Genomic DNA, 21446 nt, shown 5'->3' with positions numbered 1-21446 from the left:
GCGGCCTCAGTCCTCCCCCTTGCGCATACCGCATAGCAACGGCATACCGCGGACACCCGCCGACGTCACTCCCGACAACGCAGCGGAAAGGTCAGTAACTGCCTTTCGGGGCGGCGGTCGGTGGCCCCCGAGGGGCCGCGTGTCACCGCGCTGTCCGCGGCGTTCGAAGTGGCTGCGTGTCAGCGTCCCGAGATGCGGTCGGCGAGCTTCGCGATCGGGGCCGTGGTGGTGCGGCGCACGGCCTCGCTGCGGTCCGCCGCCCGGTAGGCGGCGTACATGCCGTGCACGCCGAGCCAGCGGGCCGGCTCCGGCTCCCAGGACCGCGTCCGGTGCCCGGTCCACGGGAGCCGCGTCAGCTCGGTGTCCCGTTCCAGTACGAGGTCGCGCAGGGTGCGGCCGGCCAGATTGGTGGCCGCGACGCCGTGGCCCACGTAGCCGCCCGCCCAGCCCAGTCCCGTGGCCCGGTCGAAGGAGACGGACGCGCACCAGTCGCGCGGCACGGCGAGCACTCCGGACCAGGCGTGGTCGATCCGCGCCCCGGCGGTCGCGGGCAGCAGGCGGTTCAGGGTGTCGCGCAGCGCCCGTACCGTCTTCGGGCTGGTGCGCCCGTCCTGGTCCACGTGGGACCCGAAGCGGTACGGAACGCCGCGCCCACCGATCGCGATCCGACCGTCGGCGGTGCGCTGCGCGTACGTGTAGGCGTGCGTGAGGTCGCTGAGCAGTTCGTGACCGTCCCAGCCGATGGCCTTCCATGCGGCGGCCGGGAGCGGCTCCGTGACGACCATGGAGGAGTTCATCGGCAGCCACGTGCGGCGCTCTCCGTGGAGGTCCGTGGTGAAGCCCTCGGTGGCCCGCAGGACGCGGTGGGCCCGCACCGCCCCGAAGGGCGTCTCGGCGCGCCCCGGGGCGATGCGGGTGACGGGCGTGGACTCGTGGATGCGTACTCCGAGGGCGGCGACCGCCCGGGCGAGTCCCTGGACCAGCTTGGCCGGATGGACACGGGCGCAGTGCGGGTTGTGCACACCGCCCAGTGCGCCGGCGACATCGATGCGGTCGCGCACCTCGCGCCCCGAGAGCAGCACCTCGTCCTCGTTGCCCCAGTACCGCGACTTCTCGTGTGCGGCGCGCAGCCGCGGCAACTGGGCGGGCCGGTGGGCCACGCTCAGGTAGCCGCTCTTGACCACGTCGGCGTCGATCCCTTCGGCCCCGGCCACCGCGATGACCTCGTCCACCGTGGCGTTCATGGCGCGTTGCAGCGCCAGGACGGACTGCCGCCCCCGCTTCTCGGCGTACGTCGCGGGCGAGCCGGCGATCTTCGCGCTGAGCCAGCCGGCGTTGCGCCCCGAGGCGCCGTAGCCCGCGAACTCCCGCTCCAGTACGACGATGTCCCGGCCCGGGTCGGCCTTCTTGAGGTAGTACGCGGTCCACAGACCGGTGAAGCCGGCGCCCACGATGCACACATCGGCCTCTGCGGGGCCGGTCAGGGGGTCGCGCCGGCTGGGGACGCCGGTCTGGCGGTACCAGAAGGAGATGTTGCCGTTCCACGTCATCGTCGCCTCCGTCGGTCAGCGGCCGGGCCGGTCGATCACCCACAGGATGCCGCGGCACAGCACCTCAGGAGTTCTTACCGCCGTGCTGCGGCCCGTACCCGCCGCCGCCCGGCGTACGGACCACCAGCACGTCACCGGCCGCCATCTCGGCCACGTCACAGCCCGCCAGCCGCTCCGTGCGGCCGTCCGCGCGCGCCACGAGGTTCTCGCCCGGGGCGCCCGGCTCGCCGCCCGCCATGCCGTACGGCGGGACCCTGCGGTGCCCGGTCAGCAGGGCCACCGTCATCGGCTCCAGGAAGCGGAGGCGGCGGGTGACACCGCAGCCACCGTGCCATCGTCCGCGGCCGCCACTGCCCTCCCGGACGGAGAAGTCCTCGACACGTACCGGGTAGCGCCACTCCAGCACTTCGGGGTCGGTGAGCCGGGAGTTGGTCATGTGGGTCTGCACGGCGTCGGCGCCGTCGAACCCGTCGCCCGCTCCCGAGCCGCTGGCGACCGTCTCGTAGTACTGCACGCGGTCGTTCCCGAAGGTGACGTTGTTCATCGTGCCGGCACCCTCGGCCTGGACGCCCAACGCCCCGTAGAGCGCGCCGGTGACCGCCTGGGAGGTCTCCACGTTCCCGGCGACGGTGGCGGCAGGGAAGACCGGCGCGAGCATCGACCCTTCGGGGATGCGCACCTGGAGGGGCTCGAGACAGCCACTGTTGAGCGGGATGTCGTCGGCGACCAGGGTACGGAAGACGTACAGCACGGCGGCCATCACCACCGAGCTCGGCGCGTTGGCGTTGCCCGGCTGCTGTGGCGAGGTGCCGGCGAAGTCGAGCACGGCGCCGCGTTCCTCGTGGTCCACGGTCAGCGCGACGCGGATCTCCGCTCCGCTGTCGGTCTCGTACCGGAAGGAGCCGTCGGAGAGCCCGGCGATGATGCGGCGCACCGATTCCTCGGCGTTGTCCTGTACGTGCCCCATGTAGGCGCGCACGACGTCGAGGCCGAACTGCCCGATCATCCGGTGCAGTTCACGGATGCCCTTCTCGTTGGCGGCGATCTGCGCCCGTAGGTCGGCGATGTTGGCGTCCGGGGAGCGCGAGGGGTACGGCCCTTCGGTGAGCAGCCTTCGCGTCTCCTCTTCGCGCAGCCGGCCGTCGCGCACGAGGAGCCAGTTGTCGAAGAGCACGCCCTCCTCCTGGACCGTGCGGCTGAAGGCCGGCATGGAGCCCGGCGTGATGCCGCCGATCTCGGCGTGGTGGCCGCGGGAGGCCACCAGGAAAAGCAGCTCTTCGCCCGGCTCGTCGAACACGGGTGTGACGACCGTGACGTCGGGGAGGTGCGTGCCACCGTGGTAGGGGTCGTTGATCGCATACACGTCGCCGGGGCGCATGTCGTCAGCGCGCCGCCGCAGCACCTCCTTGATGGACTCGCCCATCGAGCCGAGGTGGACCGGGATGTGGGGCGCGTTGGCGATCAGGTTGCCGTCGGCGTCGAACAGCGCACAGGAGAAGTCGAGCCGTTCCTTGATGTTGACGGAGTGTGCGGTGTGTTCGAGGCGCACCCCCATCTGCTCGGCGATGGCCATGAAGAGGCTGTTGAAGACCTCCAGCATCACGGGGTCGGCCGCGGTGCCGACGGCGGTGCGTTCCGGGCGCGACTCGACCCGGGAGAGCAGCAGATGACCGTGGTCCCCCGCGGCCGCCTGCCAGCCCGGGTCGACGACGGTGGTGGCGTCGTCCTCCGCGACGATCGCCGGTCCGGTCACGGTGTCCCCCGGGCACAGGTCCGTACGTCGGTACAGGCGGGTCTCGCGCCACCGTCCGCCCACGAACATCCGGACGGTGTCCAGCGGCCGCAGCGGGCCCTCCCGGTCCGCCGCGAGGCTGCGGTGGCGGGAGGTGCCGCCCGCCGCGCCCAGCGCTTCCACGGAGGCCGCCTCGGCGATCAGCGGCTTGTCCATGGTGAAGGCGTAGCGGGTGCGGTGGACGCGGGCGAACTCGGCGGCCATCCCGTCCGCCCCGGCGAGCGGTACGGGAATGCCGGCGTCGGTGCCCGCGTACCGGAGGACGACGCGGGCCCGGGTGGTGATGCTGTCCTCGGGCACGCCGTCGGCGAGCAGTTCGTCGCGGGTCCGCTCGGCGAGCCCGTCACAGGTCGCGCGGATGTGGTCCATGGCGCCGGCCGTCAGCTCGGTCTCGATGGCCTGCTCGCGCATCGCGGTGGCGTCGGCGACCCCGATGCCGTACGCGGAGAGCACACCCGCGAGCGGGGGCACGATCACCGTGCCGATGCCGAGCGCGTCGGCGACCGCGCAGGCGTGCTGGCCGCCCGCGCCGCCGAAGCTGGTGAGCGCGTACCGGGTCACGTCGTGGCCGCGCTGGACGGAGATCTTCTTGACCGCGTTGGCCATGTTGAGCACGGCGATCTCCAGAAAGCCGGCGGCGACCTCCTCCGGGCCGCGCCGGTCGCCCACCGCCTTCTCGGCCTCCCGGGCGAGGGCTGCGAAGCGCTCGCGCACCTCTTCGGCGTCCAGGGGCCGGTCACCGTGCGGCCCGAACACCGCGGGGAAGTGGGCGGGCTGGATGCGGCCGAGCATGACGTTCGCGTCGGTGACCGTGAGGGGGCCGCCGCGGCGGTAGCAGGCGGGCCCCGGCACGGCGCCCGCCGAGTCGGGCCCCACCCGGTAGCGGCGCCCGTCGAAGTGCAGTACGGAGCCGCCGCCGGCCGCGACCGTGTGGATGTTCATCATGGGCGCGCGCATCCGTACGCCCGCGACCTCGCTGCCGAGGACCCGCTCGAACTCGCCCGCGTAGTGCGACACATCGGTGGACGTGCCGCCCATGTCGAACCCGATGACCTTGTCGTACCCGGCCTCGGCGGCGGAGCGGACCATGCCCACGACGCCGCCGGCCGGCCCGGAGAGCACCGCGTCCTTCCCCCTGAAGTGCTCGGCCTTCCGCAGCCCTCCGTTGGACTGCATGAACATCAGCCTGATGCCCGGAAGTTGTGCGGCGACCTCCTCCACGTAGCGCCGCAGGATGGGCGACAGGTAGGCGTCCACCACGGTGGTGTCACCGCGCGGCACGAGCTTCATCAGCGGACTCACCTCGTGCGAGCAACTGACCTGGGTGAACCCGGCCTCGGTGGCCAGCGCGGCGAGCTCCTTCTCGTGCGCCGGGTGCCGGTACCCGTGGAGCAGGACGACGGCGGCGCTGCGGAGGCCCGCTTCGTACGCGGCGGCCAGCGCCTCCCGGGCTGCTCCGGAATCCAAGGGCGTGACCGTCTCCCCGTGCGCGGCCACGCGCTCCGGCACCTCGATCACCCGGTCGTACAGCGCGTCCGGCAGCACGATGTGCCGGTCGAACAGCCGGGGCCGGTTCTGGTAGGCGATGCGCAGCGCGTCCCGGAAGCCGCGCGTGGTGACGAGTACGGTGGGCTCACCCTTGCGTTCCAGAAGGGCGTTGGTGGCCACGGTGGTGCCCATCTTCACGACGGCCACCCGCTCGGCGGGCACCGCCTCCCCGGGCGCGAGCCCCAGTACCTCCCGGATCCCCGCGACGGCCGCGTCGTCGTACCGCTCGGGGTGGTGCGACAGCAGTTTCCGCGTGACCAGCCCCCCATCGGGCCGCCGCGCCACGACGTCCGTGAAGGTCCCGCCCCGGTCGATCCAGAACTCCCAGCGTCCCGTCATGCGCCCATTGTGACCACGAAATCGGGTGGCGGAGCGCTCCGAAAGGGACGGCGCGTTGCCCGGGGAAGCGGTGCGACGGCATCTCCGGGTGGCTTCAGGCCACCCCCCTGAGCACCGGCGGCCGGGACGGGGTGAGCGGAGCCGCGTCGTGGGCGGTGAGGAAGGCGTTGACGGCGGCGTGCCAGCCGAAGCGTTCGGCGCGGTGGCGGGCTGCGGTGCGGCGGAGTTCTTCGGGACGGGCCAGGACGCGGCGTACGGCGGCGGCGATGCTGTCCCCGTCGTCGAGGGCGGTCTCGCCCGCGGGGCCGATCAGACCGGCGAGCGCGGAGCCGGCGTTGGCGACCACCGGGGTGCCGCAGGCCAGCGCCTCCAGCGCGGCGAGCCCAAACGTTTCGGCGGGGCCGGGGGCCAGGAGGACGTCGGCGCTGGCCTGGAGGGCGGCGAGCGCGCAGGGGTCGGCGACGTGGCCGAGGAACGCCACCGGCAGCCGCTCGGCACGGGCCCGAGCCTCCAGACGGGCGCGCAGCGGGCCGTCACCGGCCACGGCCAGCGCGGCGTCCACCCCGTCGGCGCGGAGCCGGGAGAGGGCGTCCAGGGCCCTCTCCGGGCGCTTCTCCACCGACAGCCGGGAGCAGAGCAGGAGCACGGCGGACGCGCCGCCGCCGGTCCGCCGGCGCAGTTCTTCGCTGCGGCAGCCCGGGTGGGCGCGGGCCAGGTCGACGCCGAGCGGGGCGGTGACCACATTGCGCGCGCCCGTCCTGGTGAACTCGGCCGCCGCCCACTCGGCCGTGCAGACGACGCGCGTGTAGGCGTGCGCGGTGCGGAGGTTGAGCCGGTCACCGACCCAGCGGGCGGCGTACCGGGGCACGCCCCACGTGTGCAGCACTCCGTCCACGCTCTCGTGCGAGACCATCACCGCCGGCACCCGGGCGCGCCGGGCCCACTCCCCCGTCCAGCGCAGGGTCGTGCGGTCGGAGACCTCCAGGCGGTCCGGGGCGAGGGTGCGCAGCAGGCGCTCCAGCCGGGCGCGCCCGGTGAGGACCCGGTAGCCGCCGGTGCCGGGCAGTACCGGGCCGGGGACGGTGATCACGCGTCCCTGCGCGGTGCGTTCATCGCTCGCGGCCGGCCCCGGGACCACGAGCACCGGGTCGTGGCCGGCCGCCCGGTACCCCTCGCCCAGCTCGCGCAGGGCCGTGCGCAGCCCGCCCGACGCCGGGGTGACGAAATTCGCGAGGCGTACGATGCGCAGCCCCTCGGCCCGGGTGTCCTCGTACCGGGCGGCGTCCTCGTACGGCCACCTCCGGATGTGCTCCGTGCGGTCCCGCTCCGTACCGTCGCGCCTCATGCCGGCACCGCCTCCCGTTGTCCCAGTACGTCCTCGTAGTGCGCCAGCAGCCGGTCGCCGACCGCCTCCCATGTGCGGTCCGCGACGGCCGCCCGCCCCGCGGCCCCGTATGCGGCGCGCAGCCCCGGGCTGTCGGCGAGCGCCTGCACCGCGTCCCGCAGCGCGCCGGCGTCCCTCGGTGTGACGAGCAGCCCGGTGCGCCCGTGGGAGACCAGGTCCAGCGGGCCGCCCGCCGCCGGCGCCACCACCGGCACCCCGCTCGCCATGGCCTCCTGGACGGTCTGGCCGAACGTTTCGTACGGGCCGGTGTGCACGAAGACGTCCAGGCTGGCGAAGAGCCGGGCCAGCTCGTCCCCCGTGCGGCGACCCAGGAAGCGGGTCCCGGGCAGGGCCCCGCGCAGCCCCGGGGCGCTCGGCCCGTCCCCGATCACGATGGTCCGTACGCCGGGCAGCCGCTCCGTCTCGCGCAACAGCCCGACCTCCTTCTCCGGGGCGAGCCGCCCGATGTAGCCCACCAGCACGTCTCTCCCGGCGGCCAGCGAGCTGCGCAGCACCTCGTCGCGGCGGGCCGGGTGGAACCGCATGGAATCCACGCCCCGCGGCCACAGGCGCACCCGTGGGACGCCGTGCTCGGCCAGCTCCCGGGCCGCTGCCGTGGACGGCGCCAGGGTGCGGTCCGCCGCGCCGTGCACCGCACGGAGCCGCCGCCAGGCCGCCGCGCTGCCCGTGCCCAGGTACGTCCGGGCGTAGCGGCCCAGGTCGGTCTGGTAGACGGCGACGGCGGGCACCCCGAGGCGCGTCGCGGCCGCCATGCCGCGCACGCCGAGCACGAAGGGACTCGCGAGGTGGACGAGGTCGGGCCGGTGCGCGCCGAGCACGGCGGCCAGCTTGCGGCCCGGCAGCGCGACCCGGACCTGCGGATAGCCGGGCAGCGGGAGCGAGGGCACCCGCACCACCGGGCACGGCGGGGTCCGCCCGGCCTCCGGGTCCTGGGCCGCCGCGGGGGCGACGACCAGTGGCTCGTGGCCGCGCCGCACCAGATGCCGGGCGGTCTCCAGGGTGCAGTGTGCGACGCCGTTGACGTCGGGCGGAAAGGATTCGGTGACGATGGCGACACGCATACCCGTGTTGTCGGCGGGCCGGGCGTGGACCGGGCCAAGGGGATCTTTCCTTCGGGGGAACGTCCCATGAGCGTTGCGTCGTCACCGGAGTGCGGGAAGGGGGTCGGGTGCCTCACAGGGCACGAGTGCCCTGGCACCACAAGGGTGCCGTGCCCGCTCCTGCCCGCTCGCCCTACGCCGTGCCCCGTAGGCCCGTCCACGCCTTGGTGGGGGAGTCCCTACCGACCGCGACCGGGCGGGGCGACATCAAGGCGCCGTACCGAGGCCGTACGGGGGCCGAGGCCGTACCGGGGCCGAGGTCGGCCCGCTTCGGGGCGGTCCCGCAGCCCCTGCTCGCCTCAGACCTCGGCGGCGTCCGGGCCGATGCGACCGCGTACGGCGGTCTGGACCTCGGTCTCCTCGGCCGGGTCGGCGGCGAGCCGGCGGAGCTGTTCGACGACGCGGGCGTCGCCGGTCGCGGCGGTCCGTGCGGCGAGCTCCCGGGTGGTCTCCTCGCAGTCCCACAGGCACTCGACGGCGAACCCGGCGGCGAAGCCGGGATCGGTGGCCGCCAGCGCGGCGGCGGCCCGGCCGCGCAGGTGGGAGGAGGAGGTCTCGCGGTAGATGTGGCGCAGCACGGGGGCGGCGCACTCGACGCCGAGCCGTCCGACGCCGTCGGCCAGCTCCCACAGGCCGTCCGCGTCCGGGCCCTCGGCCTGCACGGTCCTGCGCAGCGCGGCGAGCACCGCACCGGCGTCCTGGACGCCCCCGCGGCGGGCGAGCAGCCCGGCGGCCACGGCGCCCAGCCGGTCCGGGCGGTGGGCCCAGATCCTGGCGCGTTCGACGGCTGCCACGGCGCGCATACGCAGGAACGCGCCGGTCGCTGCCTCAGTGAGCTCCGCACAGCCGAGCGGGTCGGTGACCGCGGCTTCGATCAGGTCGAGCGCCTCCGGGTCGCCGCGCTCGGCGAGGTGGTGCAGGGCCGCGGCGCGGGCCGCGTCCGGGCCGCTGCGGGCGGCGGCCAGCAGCTCAGGGCGGTCCTCGGGGCCGGCCACCGCGGCGAGGCAGCGGGCAGCGGCGCCGGTGCGCCACTCGGCGGGCCGGGCGGCCCGGCCGTCCTCGGCCCACTGCAGGATCTCGCGGACGCTCCAGCCGGGGCGGGGCCCGCTCGGCGTGAGCTGGCGCTGCCAGCGGTCGAAGCTGCCCTGCTCGCCCGCGGCCCGCACCCGTGCGCCGTACCGGGCGTCCTCGGCCCACAGCCGCCACGGGCGGGGCTCGAACGCGTCCCGTACGGCGGCGGCCAGCTCGGCCTCCCCCTCGGGGGTCTCCGGGAAGCGGGCCAGTACGGCGGGGGCCAGGGAGAGCAGGCCGTCGTCGGTGTCGCGCAGGGCGAGCTCGTCCAGGGCCCAGCGCCAGTTGGCGCCGACCGCGGCATAGCTGCGCAAGAGGAGCAGCGCGGCGTCGCGCCCGTAGGAGGCGAGGTGGCCGAGCACGGAGAGCGCGAGGCCGGTGCGCTCCTCACGGGTGTCGGTGCGGTCGTCGGGGTGGAAGAGGTGCCGTTCGATCTCTTCGAGTCCGCCGTCGAGCTGCATGTAGAGGCGTGCGTAGTACAGCGAGCGGTTCTCCAGCTGCCAGTCGCGCCGGGGGTCGCGCAGCACGCAGTCGTCGAGGGCGGCCAGGGCCTCGGCCCGGGGCGCCGCCAAGGCATGCAGGGTCCCGTCGCCGCGGCCTCGCTGGAGGAGGCCGAGCAGGGTGCCACTGGGCGCTATGTCTGGATCGAACATGAGGTCAGCATCCGGTGCGGGGGGCTGGCTGGCAACGGGATTTCCGCTGACCGGCATTCTTGCCGGTGTCTGCGGGCCGTATGCGTCGTTCACCGGAGTGGATCGGCGGAACGACTGCCGTACGGCGGCCGAAGCCTAGCCCGGAGCGACAGATTCCGCAGCGTCCGGGAGGATTGCGGAGGCGCAGCCCGAGGCATATGCCATGCGCACCACCGTATCGGGTCATGCCAAATCCCTTACGCGCGGTCGCAGCCTGTGCAACAGTCGTAACCGGCCCTTCTGTCAGACATGGCCGACAAGGCCGGAGACATGGCCGAGCGCCGCCTGATATCGGAGTACGTCATGCCGTCCCATCTTTTTGAGGACCATCATCACGCGCAGCCGCCCGAGCGCGGCGCGGTCGACGCACTCATCTCGCAGGCTCGCCGGCTCCGTGGCGGTCTGGACGCGGTACGCCGCGAGGCCGCGGCCGGCGGGCTGCCGGACGAGGACGCCCGGCTGCGCTGGCAGCGGGCGCTGTGCGACCTCGCGGTCCACCACCTCGAAGACCTCGGCGGCCATCTGGACCAGCTGAGAGAGGGACTGCCGGCCGGGCCCGCAGACGGTACGGACGACGCCCCGCCGCGGCCGGCGGCCCCAGCCGACCCGGACCCCGAGGCCCAGGCCCGCGGCTCGCTGCTGAGCCGGGTGGGCAGCGCCGAGTGGAACCTCCTCACCGACCAGGTCAGCTGGTCCGAGGAGCTCTTCGAGATCTTCGGCCGGGACCCGGCCGACGGGCCGCTCACGCTGGACGAGCTGCCGTCGTTGGTCTTCTCCGACGACCAGGCGCAGCTGACCGCGATGGTCACGGACTGCCTGGTGGACGGCAAGCCGATCGACGGCGAATTCCGCATCGTGCGCTCCGACACGAGCGTGCGCACGGTGCACATGGTGGGCGAGCCGGTGCTCGACGCCGACGGCAGCACGGCCTGCATGTGGGCCGTGCTGCGGGACGTCAGCGAGCTGCGCCGCAGCCAGCGGGCGGTGCGCGAGACCCGTGACTCGCTGCAGCGCCAACGGCACATCGCGCAGACCGAGCACCGGCTTGCGGTCGAACTGCAGGAAGCCGTGCTGCCGCCGTGGCGCGGCTCCCTGCGGTTCCCGCAAGGCGGTCCGGTCGCCCTCGACCTGGCCGCCCACTACCTCCCCTCCGGTTCCAGCGACCTCATCGGCGGCGACTGGTACGACGCACTGCAGCTCCCCGACGGGCGTACGCTGCTCAGCGCCGGCGACCTCACCGGGCACGGCGTCGCCGCCACCTCCGGCATGGCGATGCTCCTCGGTGCGCTGCGCGGCATGGCCGTATCGGGTCAGGACCCGGGCCCCCTGATGGGCTATCTGAACCAACTCCTGGACGCCTCGGCGCAGCCCGCTCTGGGCAGCGCGGTGTGCTGCCGCTTCGATCCGGCCACTCGCCGCCTGGACTGGGCGCAGGCCGGACACCCCGCCCCGCTGGTCTTCCGGGACGGGCGAGGACGGGAGCTGCAGCCGCCCGAGGGCGTGCTGCTGGGCGCGACCTCCCACGCCACGTACGCACAGCGCAGCGAGCAACTGGCCCCCGGCGACCTGCTCGTGCTGTACACCGACGGCCTGGTGGGCCGGCGTCGTACGTACGGCACGGACAGCGCACAGGAAGGCGCGGACCGACTGCTCGCCCTCGCCCCGCGGTTCACCGCGGCACGGAGCGCGCAGGACAGCGTCCGTATCCTCGTCGAGGAGTTCGGCAACGCCGACCGGGAGGACGACGCATGCGTGTTGATCGCCAGGATCTGCGACTGATCGCTCTCCTGGTGCGGGTGGACAGCGGCTGACGGGCCACTGGCGACACCGCTCCTCGGGTACCGATTGCCGATCGGGTACTCGGGTACTGACGCACGGGCTACTGACGCGCGGCGGTGGGTTGACGACGGCAGAACAGCGCGGTGGAAGGCGCCCCGAGGTCTTGGGGGCGTCTTTCACGCTGTTGTTGCGGTCCCGCACTTCCGCGGCAGAGCCGCCACGGCCGGGAGCGGGGTGCTCAGGCCCGCCCGTTGCGTTCCTTCGGCTTCTTCTGCCTGGGCAGGGCGAGTTCGATCTCTTCGCGGAGCGCCTGCACCTTGGGGTAGTCGGCGTACTGCCCCGTGAGCCGGTACATCTCGCGCAGCCGGTCCCAGGTGCGGTGCGAGGAGTTCTCCCCGATCGACACCAGCGCCAGCCGGGCGTACCGGTCCGCCTGCTCCGGGTCGTGGGCGATGAACAGGGCGGAGGCCAGCGACAGATAGTCGAAGATCTGCGAGCGCTGGTAGCCGTCCCGGCGCAGCGCGAGCGCCTGCTGGGCGTGCCCTTGGGCGATCTTGGCTGCCTTGGGGTCGTGCTCGGCCAGTGTGCGGTACGCCAGCGCCTGCATGCCGTGCAGGTCGGCCTCGTCGAAGCTCTGCATCCAACTGGGCGGCGGCACGTCCCGCTTGTCCGAGACGAACAGCTCCTCGGCCTCGCCGAGCGTGCGCCGCATCGCCTGCCCCTGGCCCTTCGACGCCTGCGCCCACGCCTCGATCGTGTGCAACATCGCACGCGTGCGCGGCAGGGTCTCGTCGCCGGAGCCGGACTGGGCGAGTTTCATGAGGTCCAGGGCGTCGTCGGGACGGCCCAGGTGCACCATCTGGCGCGCCGCACGGGAGAGCGCCTCCCCCGCTCGCGGCCGGTCGCCGCCCTCACGCGCGGCGTGCGCGGCGATGACGAAGTACTTCTGGGCGGTGGGCTCCAGGCCCACGTCGTGGGACATCCAGCCGGCCAGGACGGCGAGGTTCGCCGCCACGCCCCACAGCCGCCGCTGGAGGTGGTCGGGGTGGCGGTAGGAGAGCATGCCGCCCACCTCGTTCAACTGGCCCACCACGGCCTTGCGCTGCAGTCCGCCGCCGCGGGCCGCGTCCCAGCGCCGGAAGACCTCCACGGAGCGCTCCAGGGCGTCGATCTCCTGGGAGCCCACGGGGGCCGCTTCGTACCGGTCCATGCCGGCCTGATCGAGGGTGCGGACGGACAGGGGGTTGTCTGTGCTGGGTGCGTCGGCTGCCAGGGCCGGATCGGCGTGCAGCCAGTCGTGCATGGCGCTGCTGAGCGCGGAGCCCGCGGCGAGCGCCGCGCCCGCGCCCACCAAGCCGCGTCGGTTGAGCATGAGGTCCATTCCCGTGAATTCCGTGAGGACCGCAGCCGTACGGTCGGGCGGCCACGGCAGGCCGTCGGCGGCCTGCCGCTTCCCCGCGCGCCCGGAACGTGCAAAACCGAGGTCCTCGATGGTTACGACACGGCCGAGGCGCTCGGTGAACAAGGCGGCCAGCACCTTCGGTACGGGATCGCGCGGGGTCTCCCCCATGTCGATCCAGCGCCGCACTCGGGACGTGTCGGTCGCCAGCTGTGGGTGGCCCATGGCCGCCGCCTGCCGGTTGACCAACCTCGCCAGCTCGCCCTTCGACCAGCCGGCGAGCTGGAAAAGGTCCGCGAGACGGGTGTTCGGCTCCCTGTTCACGTCAAGCCCCCAGGTTCCTCGACTGAGTTGACAGTAACCGGCCGTCATGTGCCGGGCGAGCATTCGCCAGGGTTCGCCAGGGTGCGCCAGATGGTCTGCCACCCGTAGTCGCGTGTTCTGTAGAGATGCAGCCCCCGGCCCGGTGGCGGAAACGCATTCCCCAGGGTGTCGCGACCCTCATCGGGCCGGTGGCGCACCGCCACTCGTCGGCGCACGAAGGGACCTCATCCACCCATGTACGCAGCATCGTCCGCCGCGACCGCCCCTTCCCGGCCGTACCGACCGCAGCCCGCCGGCAGCGGTCCGTATCTCGATCCCGCCCACTCCTCGGGGATGGCCGCAGGGCCCACGGGCGGCCGTCTCCGGCGGGCGCAGGGTCCTGGACCCCAACCGCTCAGCGGGAGACTCGACTTGTCCGGCCCCCAGGGCGCGCAGCTGCGCGCAGCGGTCGCCTCGGTCCAGCGCATCTGTCCGGAGTTCAATCCGGTCCAGGTGCTGCGGCGCGGCGGAAAGTCCGTCCTTCTCGTCGGCACGACCGGTCGTACGACCGCGGTCGCGAAGGTTTTACTGGACCACTCGCCGGCGTGGGTCGAGCGGTTCCGGCACGAAATAGCGGCATATCGCGCCTTCGTACGCCACCGTCCGCCGGTGCGCGTGCCGAGGTTGGTCGCCGCGGATCCTGACAACTGCACCCTGGTCGTCGAGCGGATGCCCGGACGGGTGGCCGCCGTGCAGCGCCACCCCACCGAAGCGCCGCCGCGTGCGGACATCCGGGCCGCGCTCGGCGCGGTCTGCCGGATCAACCTGTGGCGCCCCCCGGCCGGCATGTTCGACGCGCCGCTGGACTACGCGAACCGCATCGGGCGGTTCCACGATCTCGGCCTGCTGACCGACCGGGACCTCGGGGACCTGCAGAAACTGATGCACGGCCTCGCGCACTCCACGGGCCAGTTCTGCCACGGCGACGCGCTGCTGAACAACGTCCTGCTCTCCCCCGCCGGCCCGGTGCTGCTGGACTGGGAGCACGCCGGCTGGTATCTGCCGGGCTACGACCTGGCGACCCTGTGGTCGGTGCTCGGTGACGCACCGGTCGCGCGCCGGCAGATCAGTCAGCTCGCGCAGGCCGCGGGTCCCACGGCCCGGGATGCCTTCCTGGTCAATCTGATGCTGGTGCTGACCCGGGAGATCCGGCGCTACGAGACCGCGGTGCAGCGGACCATGCGGGAAGAGGCGCCGCCCGGCGCCCCCGGTCCGGGACAGCCGGGAGCGCCCGCCGCGGGCGAGGAACAGCGTCTGCTGCTGCGGCGGCTGCACGACGACGCCCAGATGGCGCGGCGTGCGGTACGAGCGGCGGTCGGCACCCGCTGATCCGCTGACGGGGGGACGGAGCGGCGCGCCTGTGCAGGGGCGCGCCGCTTCTGTGCGCGTACGCAGCCGCGCCACAGGGGTGGCGTACGGCCTCACACGGGTGGCGTACCACCGCGGCCTTCGGGGCATCACCCACACGCACCACGCGACGGTGCGGAACCCGAGGTCCACCGGCTCGACGTTGCCCACGATTGGTCCACACCACTGACGCGTCCCAGGCCCGGAGCCCGGCGCGCGAAAACCTCTCCGGGCCCGTGCCCACCTGCGGAATCACCCGGATGCAGGGTGATTGACGGATCGTCGGTGAACCGATACCTCTTGTCGGGTTCCCGCACGCCCAACGGCGCACCATCCGCCACACCGCCCGGTACGGGCCGGCCCGAGGAGGCTGCATTGCGAGGATCCGCTCCCGTCGGCGTCGCCAGACGTGACGCCGTCCGCACCCGCAGAACGACCAGGAGGGCGGCGACCGCGGTTGCGGCGTCCGCGCTCCTGCTGCCCCTGGTCTCGGCCGCGCCCCACGCCACCGCCGGCTCGGACACCGGCTCGCTCCAGCGCGCGTTCGCCGACGCCGCCGCCCGGTACGACGTGCCGCAGAGCGTGCTGCTGGCCGTCTCGTACCTGGAGTCCCGCTGGGACGGCCACCGTGGCGCGCCCAGCGTGGCCGGCGGCTACGGCCCCATGCACCTCACCGACGCACGGGCCGCGCTCGCCAAGGAGGCGCCGCACCACAGCGACGGCAGTGAGGACGCCCGCGGCGACTCCGCGCGCCCCCGGAAGACCGTCGAGGCGAAGCCGCCCGCGGCCGCCGACCTGCCGGCTCGGCTGAAGACCCTGCCGAAGGCCGCGGCGCTCACCGGCCTCTCCGCGCGCGAGCTGCGGGAAAACGCCGCGGCGAACGTCAGGGGCGGCGCGGCCCTCCTCGCCGACCAGCAGCGCCGGCTCGGCCTGAAGGCGAGCGCGGACCCGGCCGACTGGTACGCCGCCGTGGCCCGCTACTCCGGCGCGAGCGACTCCCGGACCGCCACGGTCTTCGCCGACCAGGTCTACGACGTGCTGCGCGGTGGCGCGTCCCGCACGACCGACGCGGGGCAGCGCGTCACCCTCGCCAAGTCCCCCGGCCTCTCCCCCGACCGCGCTCAGACCCGCGTGCTGGGCCTGCGCAAGGCGACCGGGGATCGGACCGAGTGCCCGTCGAGCGTGGCGTGCGAGTCGGTGCCCGCGCCGTACCAGGAGCTTCCCGACGACGACTACGGCAACCACGACCTGGCGGACCGCCCCGAGGACCAGAGCGTCGACTACATCGTCATCCACGACACGGAGGCGACGTGGGAGACGACTCTGAAGCTGGTCCAGGACCCGACCTACGTGTCCTGGCACTACAGCCTGCGCTCCTCCGACGGGCTGATCGCCCAGCACGTGCCGACCAAGGACGTCGGCTGGCACGCGGGCAACTGGTACATCAACTCCCGCTCCATCGGCCTGGAGCACGAGGGGTTCCTGGTCGCGCCGGACGCCTGGTACACGGAGGCGATGTACCGGACCTCGGCGCGGCTGGTGCGGTACCTGGCGCACAAGTACGACATCCCGCTGGACCGGCAGCACATCCTCGGACACGACAACGTGCCGGGCACCACCACCTCGACGATCAAGGGCATGCACACCGACCCCGGCCCCTACTGGGACTGGGACCACTACTTCGCGCTGCTGGGGCGGCCGTTGACGCCCACCGCGGGCCCACGCGGCGGTCTCGTCACGATCGACCCGGTCTACGAGATGAACGAACCGCCGTACACCGACTGCGAGAAGGCGGGCCAGCCGTGTGCCCCGCACGGCTCGGGCGCGGTGCGGCTGCACTCCGCGCCCAGTGAGGACGCCCCGCTGGTGAAGGACGAGGGGCTGCATCCGAACGGCGCCGACTCCACCATCGGCGTGAACGACACCGGCGCGCGTGCCAGCACCGGCCAGCAGTTCGCGGTCGCGGACCGCAAGGGCGACTGGACGGCGATCTGGTACCTCGGCCAGAAGGCGTGGTTCGAGAACCCCGGGTCGGAGCCGACGGCGGTCAACGCCAAGGGCTGGGTGGCCACGCCCAAGGAGGGCCGGACCGAGATCCCGGTCTACGGCCGGGCGTACCCGGAGAAGGCGGCGTACCCGGCGGACGTCCCGGTCCAGGCGGTCTCGCCGCTGCCGTACGCCCTCAAGGCCGGCCAGCGGTACGTGATCGGCGGCCGGACGCACGGCGAGTACTTCTACGCGCCCACGTTCGACACGAGCAAGCACGCCGTCGTGCGCGGCAAGGACGTGTACTACGAGATCCAGGTCGGCCACCGGGTCGGCTACGTCCGGGCGGCGGACGTCGACGTCCGCTGGTCCGGGCGCTGACACCACCGCGGCGGCCGGCGGGTCCCTTCCCGGGCCCGCCGGCCGCCGCGCCGTGCCCGTCCCTCAGCGCCCGCCGGCCACGTTCCGGCTGCGCTGCTCCTGGCCCGGGCCGCCGTACGGGTAGTCGGCGGCACCGGGGTCGCTGGCCTTGTCCAGCCGGGCGCGTTCCTCCTCCGACAGCCGGAGGCCGGCCGAGGCGAGGTTGTCGTCCAGCTGTGCCACGGTGCGGGCGCCGAGGATCACCGAGGACACGGCCGGCCGGTCGCGCACCCACGCGAGCGCGACCTGCGCCATGGAGACGCCGCGCTCCTCGGCCACCGCGCGCACCTCGTCGACGACGTCCCAGGTGCGCTCGACGGCGCCGCGCCGGTCGTACGCCTCGACGCCGCGCTCGGGGTTCTCGCCGAGCCGGGTCGCGCCGGAAGGCCGGGCGTCCCGCCGGTACTTACCGGTCAGCCAGCCGCCGCCCAGCGGGCTCCACGGGAGCAGGCCGAGCCCTTCGGAGACGCAGGCCGGCACGATCTCCCATTCGATCTCGCGGGAGACCAGGCTGTACTGCGGCTGGAGGGTGACGGGGCGGGCCAGGCCGCGGAAGTCGGCGACGTCCACGGTCTTCTGGAGCTGCCAGCCGGTGAAGTTGGACAGCCCGATGTAGTGGACCTTGCCCTGGCGCACCGCGTCGTCCAGGAAGCGCAGGGTCTCCTCGACGGGCGTCAGCGGGTCCCAGGCGTGCACCTGGTACAGGTCGATCGTCTCGATGCCGAGGCGGCGCAGCGACGCGTCCAGCGCCCGGTGCAGGTGGCGGCGGGAGAGCCCGGCGCCGTTCGGGTCCTCGGCCATGGGGAAGCGGCCCTTGGAGGCGAGGACGATGCGGTCGGTGACGTCGGCGGGGCGGGCGGCGAGCCAGCGGCCGATGATCTCCTCGGAGGCGCCGGCGGTGTAGACGTCGGCGGTGTCCACGAGGGTGCCGCCGGCCTCGACGAACCGGTCCAACTGGGCGTGCGCGCCCGCCTCGTCGGTCTCGTGGCCGAAGGTCATCGTGCCCAGCGCGAGGGCCGAGACGGCGCATCCTCCGGTGCCGAGGGTGCGGTACTCCATGTCAGGTGCTCCTTCGGTGGTCACAGGGCGAGCCACACCGCGTGGTCCGGGGCCAGCCGGCCGTCCGCGAGCGGGCCGCTGGCCAGCAGTACCTCCGCGTGCTCCGGGAGAGGATACGGCTCGGCCGAGAGGTTGACGAGGCACAGGAAGCCGGGCTCGCGGTGGAAGGCGAGGACGCCGGCGGGGGCATCCTGCCAGGCCATCGAGCCGTCGCCCAGGGCGGGGTGCTCGCGGCGGATGCGCAGGGCGCGGCGGTACAGCGTCAGCATGGAGTCCGCGTCGTCTTCTTGCGCGGCGACGCTCAGCTCCCGCCACAGCGGCGGCTGGGGCAGCCAGGGCTCGCCGGTCGCGCCGTCCGGGCTGAAGCCGTACGGGGCCCGGTCGCCGGACCACGGGATCGGCACCCGGCAGCCGTCCCGGCCGCGGTCGGTGTGGTCGGACCGCTCCCAGGTGGGGTCCTGGAGCACGTCCTCGGGCAGGTCCTCGACCTCGGGCAGGCCCAGTTCCTCGCCCTGGTAGACGTAGGCGCCGCCGGGCAGCGCGAGCATCAGGAGCGCTGCGGCGCGGGCGCGGCGGGTGCCGAGCGCGAGGTCGAGCGGGCCTTCGGGCCGGTACGTCTCGTTGGCGACCCACTTCTTGACGACCTCGCGGCCGTAGCGGCTGGGGTGGCGCACCACGTCGTGGTTGGAGAGGACCCAGGTGGCGGGGGCGCCGACCGCGCCGAGCATGGCGAGGGAGTGGTCGATGACCGCGCGCAGCTCCTTCGGGTCCCAGCTCGCCATGAGGAAGTCGAAGTTGAAGGCGGTGTGCAGGCCGTCGCTGCGTACGTAGGCGGCGAGTCGTTCGGGGGTGTCGGCCCAGGCCTCGGCGACGAAGGCGCGGTCGCCGGGGAACTCGTCGGCGACCCGGCGCCAGGCGCGGTAGATCTGGTGCACCTCGTCGCGGTCCCAGTGCGGGTGGTCCAGGTGTTCGCCGGGGACGCGGTCGGCCGGTGCCGGGAGGTCCGGCAGGTCGGGCAGCTCGGGGTGTTTGACCAGGCCGTGGGCGACGTCGATGCGGAAGCCGTCGACGCCGCGCCGGAACCAGAACCGCAGGATGTCCTCGAACTCGGCCAGGACGTCGGGGTGGTCCCAGTTGAGGTCGGGCTGTTCGGGCGCGAAGAGGTGGAGGTACCACTGCCCGTCGGGCACCCGGGTCCAGGCGCGGCCGCCGAAGCAGGACCGCCAGTCGTTGGGCGGCTCGGCGCCGTCGGGGCCGCGGCCGTCGCGGAAGACGTACCGGTCGCGCTCGGGGCTGCCGGGCCCGGCGGCCAGCGCGGCGCGGAACCATGCGTGCTGGTCGGAGGTGTGGTTCGGCACGATGTCCGGGATGACGCGGAGGCCTGCGGCGTGCGCCTCCTCGATGAGCGCCTCGGCCTCCTCGACGGTGCCGAACCGCGGGTCGATCGCCCGGAAGTCGGCCACGTCGTAACCGTGGTCGGCCTGCGGGGACTTGTACCAGGGGTTGATCCAGATCGCGTCCACGCCGAGCGACTTCAGGTAGGGCAGGCGGGAGCGGATGCCGGCGATGTCGCCGATGCCGTCGCCGTTCCCGTCGGCGAAGCTGCGGATGTAGACCTGGTAGATGACGGCGTCGCGCCACCAGGGTGCGGTGCGGGTCATGGGACGTACTCCTTGTACGGCGAGGCACGGACGAGGTACGGACGAGGTACGGGCAGTCTGGGTCACTTCGCGGCACCGGCGGTGAGGCCGGCGACGATCCGGCGCTGGAAGAGCAGCACCACGATGACGAGCGGTACGGTCACGAGCACCCCGGCCGCCATCTGGCTGCCGAACGGCGTCTCGAACCGGGTGGCGCCGGAGAACTTGGAGATCGCGACGGGCGCGGTCTGCATCTCCGGCTTGTTGGTCATGGACAGGGCGATGAGGAACTCGTTCCACGCCGCGATGAAGGTGATGATCGCGGTGGTGAACAGGCCGGGCGCGGCGAGCGGCACGATGACCCTGCGGAAGGCCTGGCCGCGGGTGCAGCCGTCGACCATGGCGGCCTGTTCCAGATCGTCGGGGAGCTGCCGGAAGAAGGCGGTGAGGTTCCAGACCGCCAGCGGCAGGGTGAAGGACATGCTGGGCACGATCATGGCCTGGTAGGTGTTGATCCAGCCCAGGCCCACGAAGAGCTTCAGCAGCGGCACGGCGATCGAGACCACCGGGAACATCGAGGTCGCGATGATCAGGGTGAGCACCAGCCGCTTGAGGCGGAACTCCAGCCGGGCCATGGCGTACGCGGTGAACGTGGCGAGGAGCAGCGCGAGGCAGGTGGTCACGCCCGCCACGACCAGGCTGTTGAGGAGAGCGCGGGTGAAGGCCTGGGAGGGGTCGAAGACCGCGCGGTAGTTCTCCAGGGAGGGCGGGGACGGCAGCGGGGAGTTGTCGAAGATGTCGGAGGTGCGGCGCAGGCTGGAGACCAGCATCCAGCCGAACGGCGCGAGGCAGTAGGCCACGACCGCGGCGACACCGAGGAACAACAGGCACTTGCGGAGGCTTGCCGGGAGTGTCACGCCGCAACCCCCTGAGGACGGCGCGGCAGCCGCCGGCGGCGCCGCGCGGACTTGCCGTCGTCCCCCACGATGTCCGCGCCGAGCAGCCGTACGAAGGCCAGCGCGATGAGGAACACGTAGACGAAGAGGAGCACCGCATAGGCGGAGGCCGGGCCGAACCGCACGTTGGCGGCCTGGTCCTGGGCGAGCATCGACAGCGTCTCCACCGAGGTCTTCTGCGCGCCGATCAGGATGTACGGCAGGTCGAACATCCTGAGTGCGTCCAGCGTACGGAACAACACGGCCACCAGCAGCGCCGGCTTCACCAGCGGCAGGGTGATGTGCCGGAACCGGCGCAGCACCCCGGCTCCGTCGATGCGCGCCGCTTCGTACACCTCGTCAGGGATGACCTGAAGGCCGGCCAGGACGAGCAGGCCGACGAAGGGCGCGGTCTTCCACACGTCGGCGACGATGACGGCGACCTTGGCGTGGAACCCCTCGGTGGTCCAGAGCACTTGGTGGCCGATCAGGGCGTTGGCGATGCCGTCGCTGTGGAAGATCCAGCGCCAGAGCAGGCCCGTGACGGCGGTGGGGATGGCCCACGGGATGAGGATGCTCGCGCGGACCAGGGCGCGGCCGCGGAAGGCACGGTGCATGATCAGCGCCATGGCCACCCCGATGAGGGTCTCCAGAAGGACCGTGGTGACGGTGAGGAACGTGGTGTTCCAGAAGGCGTTCCAGAAGCGGCTGCCGGCCTCGTCGAAGATCGCGGCGAAGTTCTGGAGCCCGACGAACGGCTCGCTGTCCTCGACGAATCCGGTCTTCGGGTCCAGGCGCCGGGTGCCGTACAGCGACTGCTGCAGGGCGACGATCGTCGGGTAGAGCACGACGACGCCGAGGACGAGCAGGGTGGGCGACACCAGGAGGGCGGCGAGCCGGGCGGTGCCCGCGGTGGCCCGGGGCGGGCGGCGGCGCCGGGCGGGCGCGGTGGGTCGTTCGCTGCGCGCGGCCGGCGGTGCGGGCCGGGCGGGCGTCTGTGTCTCGGCCATCGGGGCGTGGC

General features: G+C 73.4%; 13 protein-coding genes. 3 read left to right on the top strand and 10 right to left on the bottom strand.

Annotation, left to right across the window (positions count from 1 at the left end; all coding sequences use genetic code 11):
• Positions 1–179 precede the first annotated feature (179 nt).
• The 5 genes from IF20_RS24250 to IF20_RS24230 all read right to left on the bottom strand — a co-directional run bounded on the left by IF20_RS24250 (position 180) and on the right by IF20_RS24230 (position 9458).
• A complete protein-coding gene (locus IF20_RS24250) occupies positions 180–1550 on the bottom strand; it encodes an NAD(P)/FAD-dependent oxidoreductase (RefSeq protein WP_052867389.1) in 1371 nt (456 codons plus the stop codon).
• Between the two features lie 64 nt (positions 1551–1614).
• A complete protein-coding gene (locus tag IF20_RS24245; protein WP_052867388.1) occupies positions 1615–5229 on the bottom strand; it encodes a hydantoinase B/oxoprolinase family protein in 3615 nt (1204 codons plus the stop codon).
• A gap of 94 nt (positions 5230–5323) precedes the next feature.
• Positions 5324–6574: a glycosyltransferase gene (locus IF20_RS24240; protein WP_110944481.1), complete on the bottom strand. Its 1251-nt coding sequence runs from the start codon at positions 6572–6574 to the stop codon at positions 5324–5326.
• Complete coding sequence (locus tag IF20_RS24235) at positions 6571–7695, bottom strand: glycosyltransferase family 4 protein (protein WP_052867387.1); 1125 nt, start codon at positions 7693–7695, stop codon at positions 6571–6573. Before IF20_RS24235 ends, IF20_RS24240 begins: the two co-directional genes overlap by 4 nt.
• A 338-nt stretch (positions 7696–8033) precedes the next feature.
• A complete protein-coding gene (locus tag IF20_RS24230) occupies positions 8034–9458 on the bottom strand; it encodes a hypothetical protein (protein WP_052867386.1) in 1425 nt (474 codons plus the stop codon).
• Between the two features lie 342 nt (positions 9459–9800).
• Between IF20_RS24230 and IF20_RS24225 the strand changes: the two genes are divergently transcribed.
• Positions 9801–11276: a PP2C family protein-serine/threonine phosphatase gene (locus IF20_RS24225; protein ID WP_052867416.1), complete on the top strand. Its 1476-nt coding sequence runs from the start codon at positions 9801–9803 to the stop codon at positions 11274–11276.
• A 238-nt stretch (positions 11277–11514) separates the two neighbouring features.
• On the opposite strand, the gene IF20_RS24220 is transcribed toward IF20_RS24225, so the two are convergent.
• A complete protein-coding gene (locus IF20_RS24220) occupies positions 11515–12999 on the bottom strand; it encodes a DNA-binding protein NsdB (protein WP_052867385.1) in 1485 nt (494 codons plus the stop codon).
• A 234-nt stretch (positions 13000–13233) separates the two neighbouring features.
• On the opposite strand from IF20_RS24220, the gene IF20_RS24215 reads away from it, so the two are divergent.
• Both IF20_RS24215 and IF20_RS24210 read left to right on the top strand, forming a co-directional pair.
• Positions 13234–14367 (top strand): aminoglycoside phosphotransferase family protein, encoded by a 1134-nt coding sequence (locus tag IF20_RS24215; protein ID WP_110944480.1) that lies wholly within the window; start codon positions 13234–13236, stop codon positions 14365–14367.
• 393 nt (positions 14368–14760) lie between these two features.
• Positions 14761–16752, top strand: coding sequence for an N-acetylmuramoyl-L-alanine amidase (locus IF20_RS24210; RefSeq protein WP_052867383.1), 1992 nt, complete (start codon positions 14761–14763; stop codon positions 16750–16752).
• A gap of 63 nt (positions 16753–16815) precedes the next feature.
• On the opposite strand, the gene IF20_RS24205 is transcribed toward IF20_RS24210, so the two are convergent.
• From IF20_RS24205 to IF20_RS24190, 4 genes are all read right to left on the bottom strand, one after another.
• Positions 16816–17850 carry an aldo/keto reductase gene (locus tag IF20_RS24205; RefSeq protein ID WP_052867382.1) on the bottom strand — a complete coding sequence of 345 codons (1035 nt, stop codon included), beginning with the start codon at positions 17848–17850 and terminating at the stop codon, positions 16816–16818.
• Between the two features lie 20 nt (positions 17851–17870).
• Positions 17871–19511, bottom strand: a complete 1641-nt coding sequence (locus tag IF20_RS24200; RefSeq protein ID WP_052867381.1) for a glycoside hydrolase family 13 protein — start codon at positions 19509–19511, stop codon at positions 17871–17873.
• 62 nt (positions 19512–19573) lie between these two features.
• Positions 19574–20407 carry a carbohydrate ABC transporter permease gene (locus tag IF20_RS24195; protein WP_052867380.1) on the bottom strand — a complete coding sequence of 278 codons (834 nt, stop codon included), beginning with the start codon at positions 20405–20407 and terminating at the stop codon, positions 19574–19576.
• A complete protein-coding gene (locus IF20_RS24190; RefSeq protein ID WP_052867379.1) occupies positions 20404–21435 on the bottom strand; it encodes a carbohydrate ABC transporter permease in 1032 nt (343 codons plus the stop codon). The genes IF20_RS24195 and IF20_RS24190 overlap by 4 nt, the downstream gene beginning before the upstream one ends.
• Positions 21436–21446 lie beyond the last annotated feature (11 nt).

This window comes from Streptomyces niger (genome assembly GCF_000718305.1).
Taxonomy (GTDB): domain Bacteria; phylum Actinomycetota; class Actinomycetes; order Streptomycetales; family Streptomycetaceae; genus Streptomyces; species Streptomyces niger.
This window is presented reverse-complemented; position numbering and strand designations above follow the sequence as displayed.

Coding starts and splice junctions, on each gene's coding strand:
- IF20_RS24205 (WP_052867382.1), bottom strand. CDS start 17,850: ATGGAGTACCGCACCCTCGGCACCGGAGGATGCGCCGTCTCGGCCCTC.
- IF20_RS24215 (WP_110944480.1), top strand. CDS start 13,234: ATGTACGCAGCATCGTCCGCCGCGACCGCCCCTTCCCGGCCGTACCGA.
- IF20_RS24230 (WP_052867386.1), bottom strand. CDS start 9,458: ATGTTCGATCCAGACATAGCGCCCAGTGGCACCCTGCTCGGCCTCCTC.
- IF20_RS24200 (WP_052867381.1), bottom strand. CDS start 19,511: ATGACCCGCACCGCACCCTGGTGGCGCGACGCCGTCATCTACCAGGTC.
- IF20_RS24240 (WP_110944481.1), bottom strand. CDS start 6,574: ATGAGGCGCGACGGTACGGAGCGGGACCGCACGGAGCACATCCGGAGG.
- IF20_RS24235 (WP_052867387.1), bottom strand. CDS start 7,695: ATGCGTGTCGCCATCGTCACCGAATCCTTTCCGCCCGACGTCAACGGC.
- IF20_RS24250 (WP_052867389.1), bottom strand. CDS start 1,550: ATGACGTGGAACGGCAACATCTCCTTCTGGTACCGCCAGACCGGCGTC.
- IF20_RS24225 (WP_052867416.1), top strand. CDS start 9,801: ATGCCGTCCCATCTTTTTGAGGACCATCATCACGCGCAGCCGCCCGAG.
- IF20_RS24245 (WP_052867388.1), bottom strand. CDS start 5,229: ATGACGGGACGCTGGGAGTTCTGGATCGACCGGGGCGGGACCTTCACG.
- IF20_RS24190 (WP_052867379.1), bottom strand. CDS start 21,435: ATGGCCGAGACACAGACGCCCGCCCGGCCCGCACCGCCGGCCGCGCGC.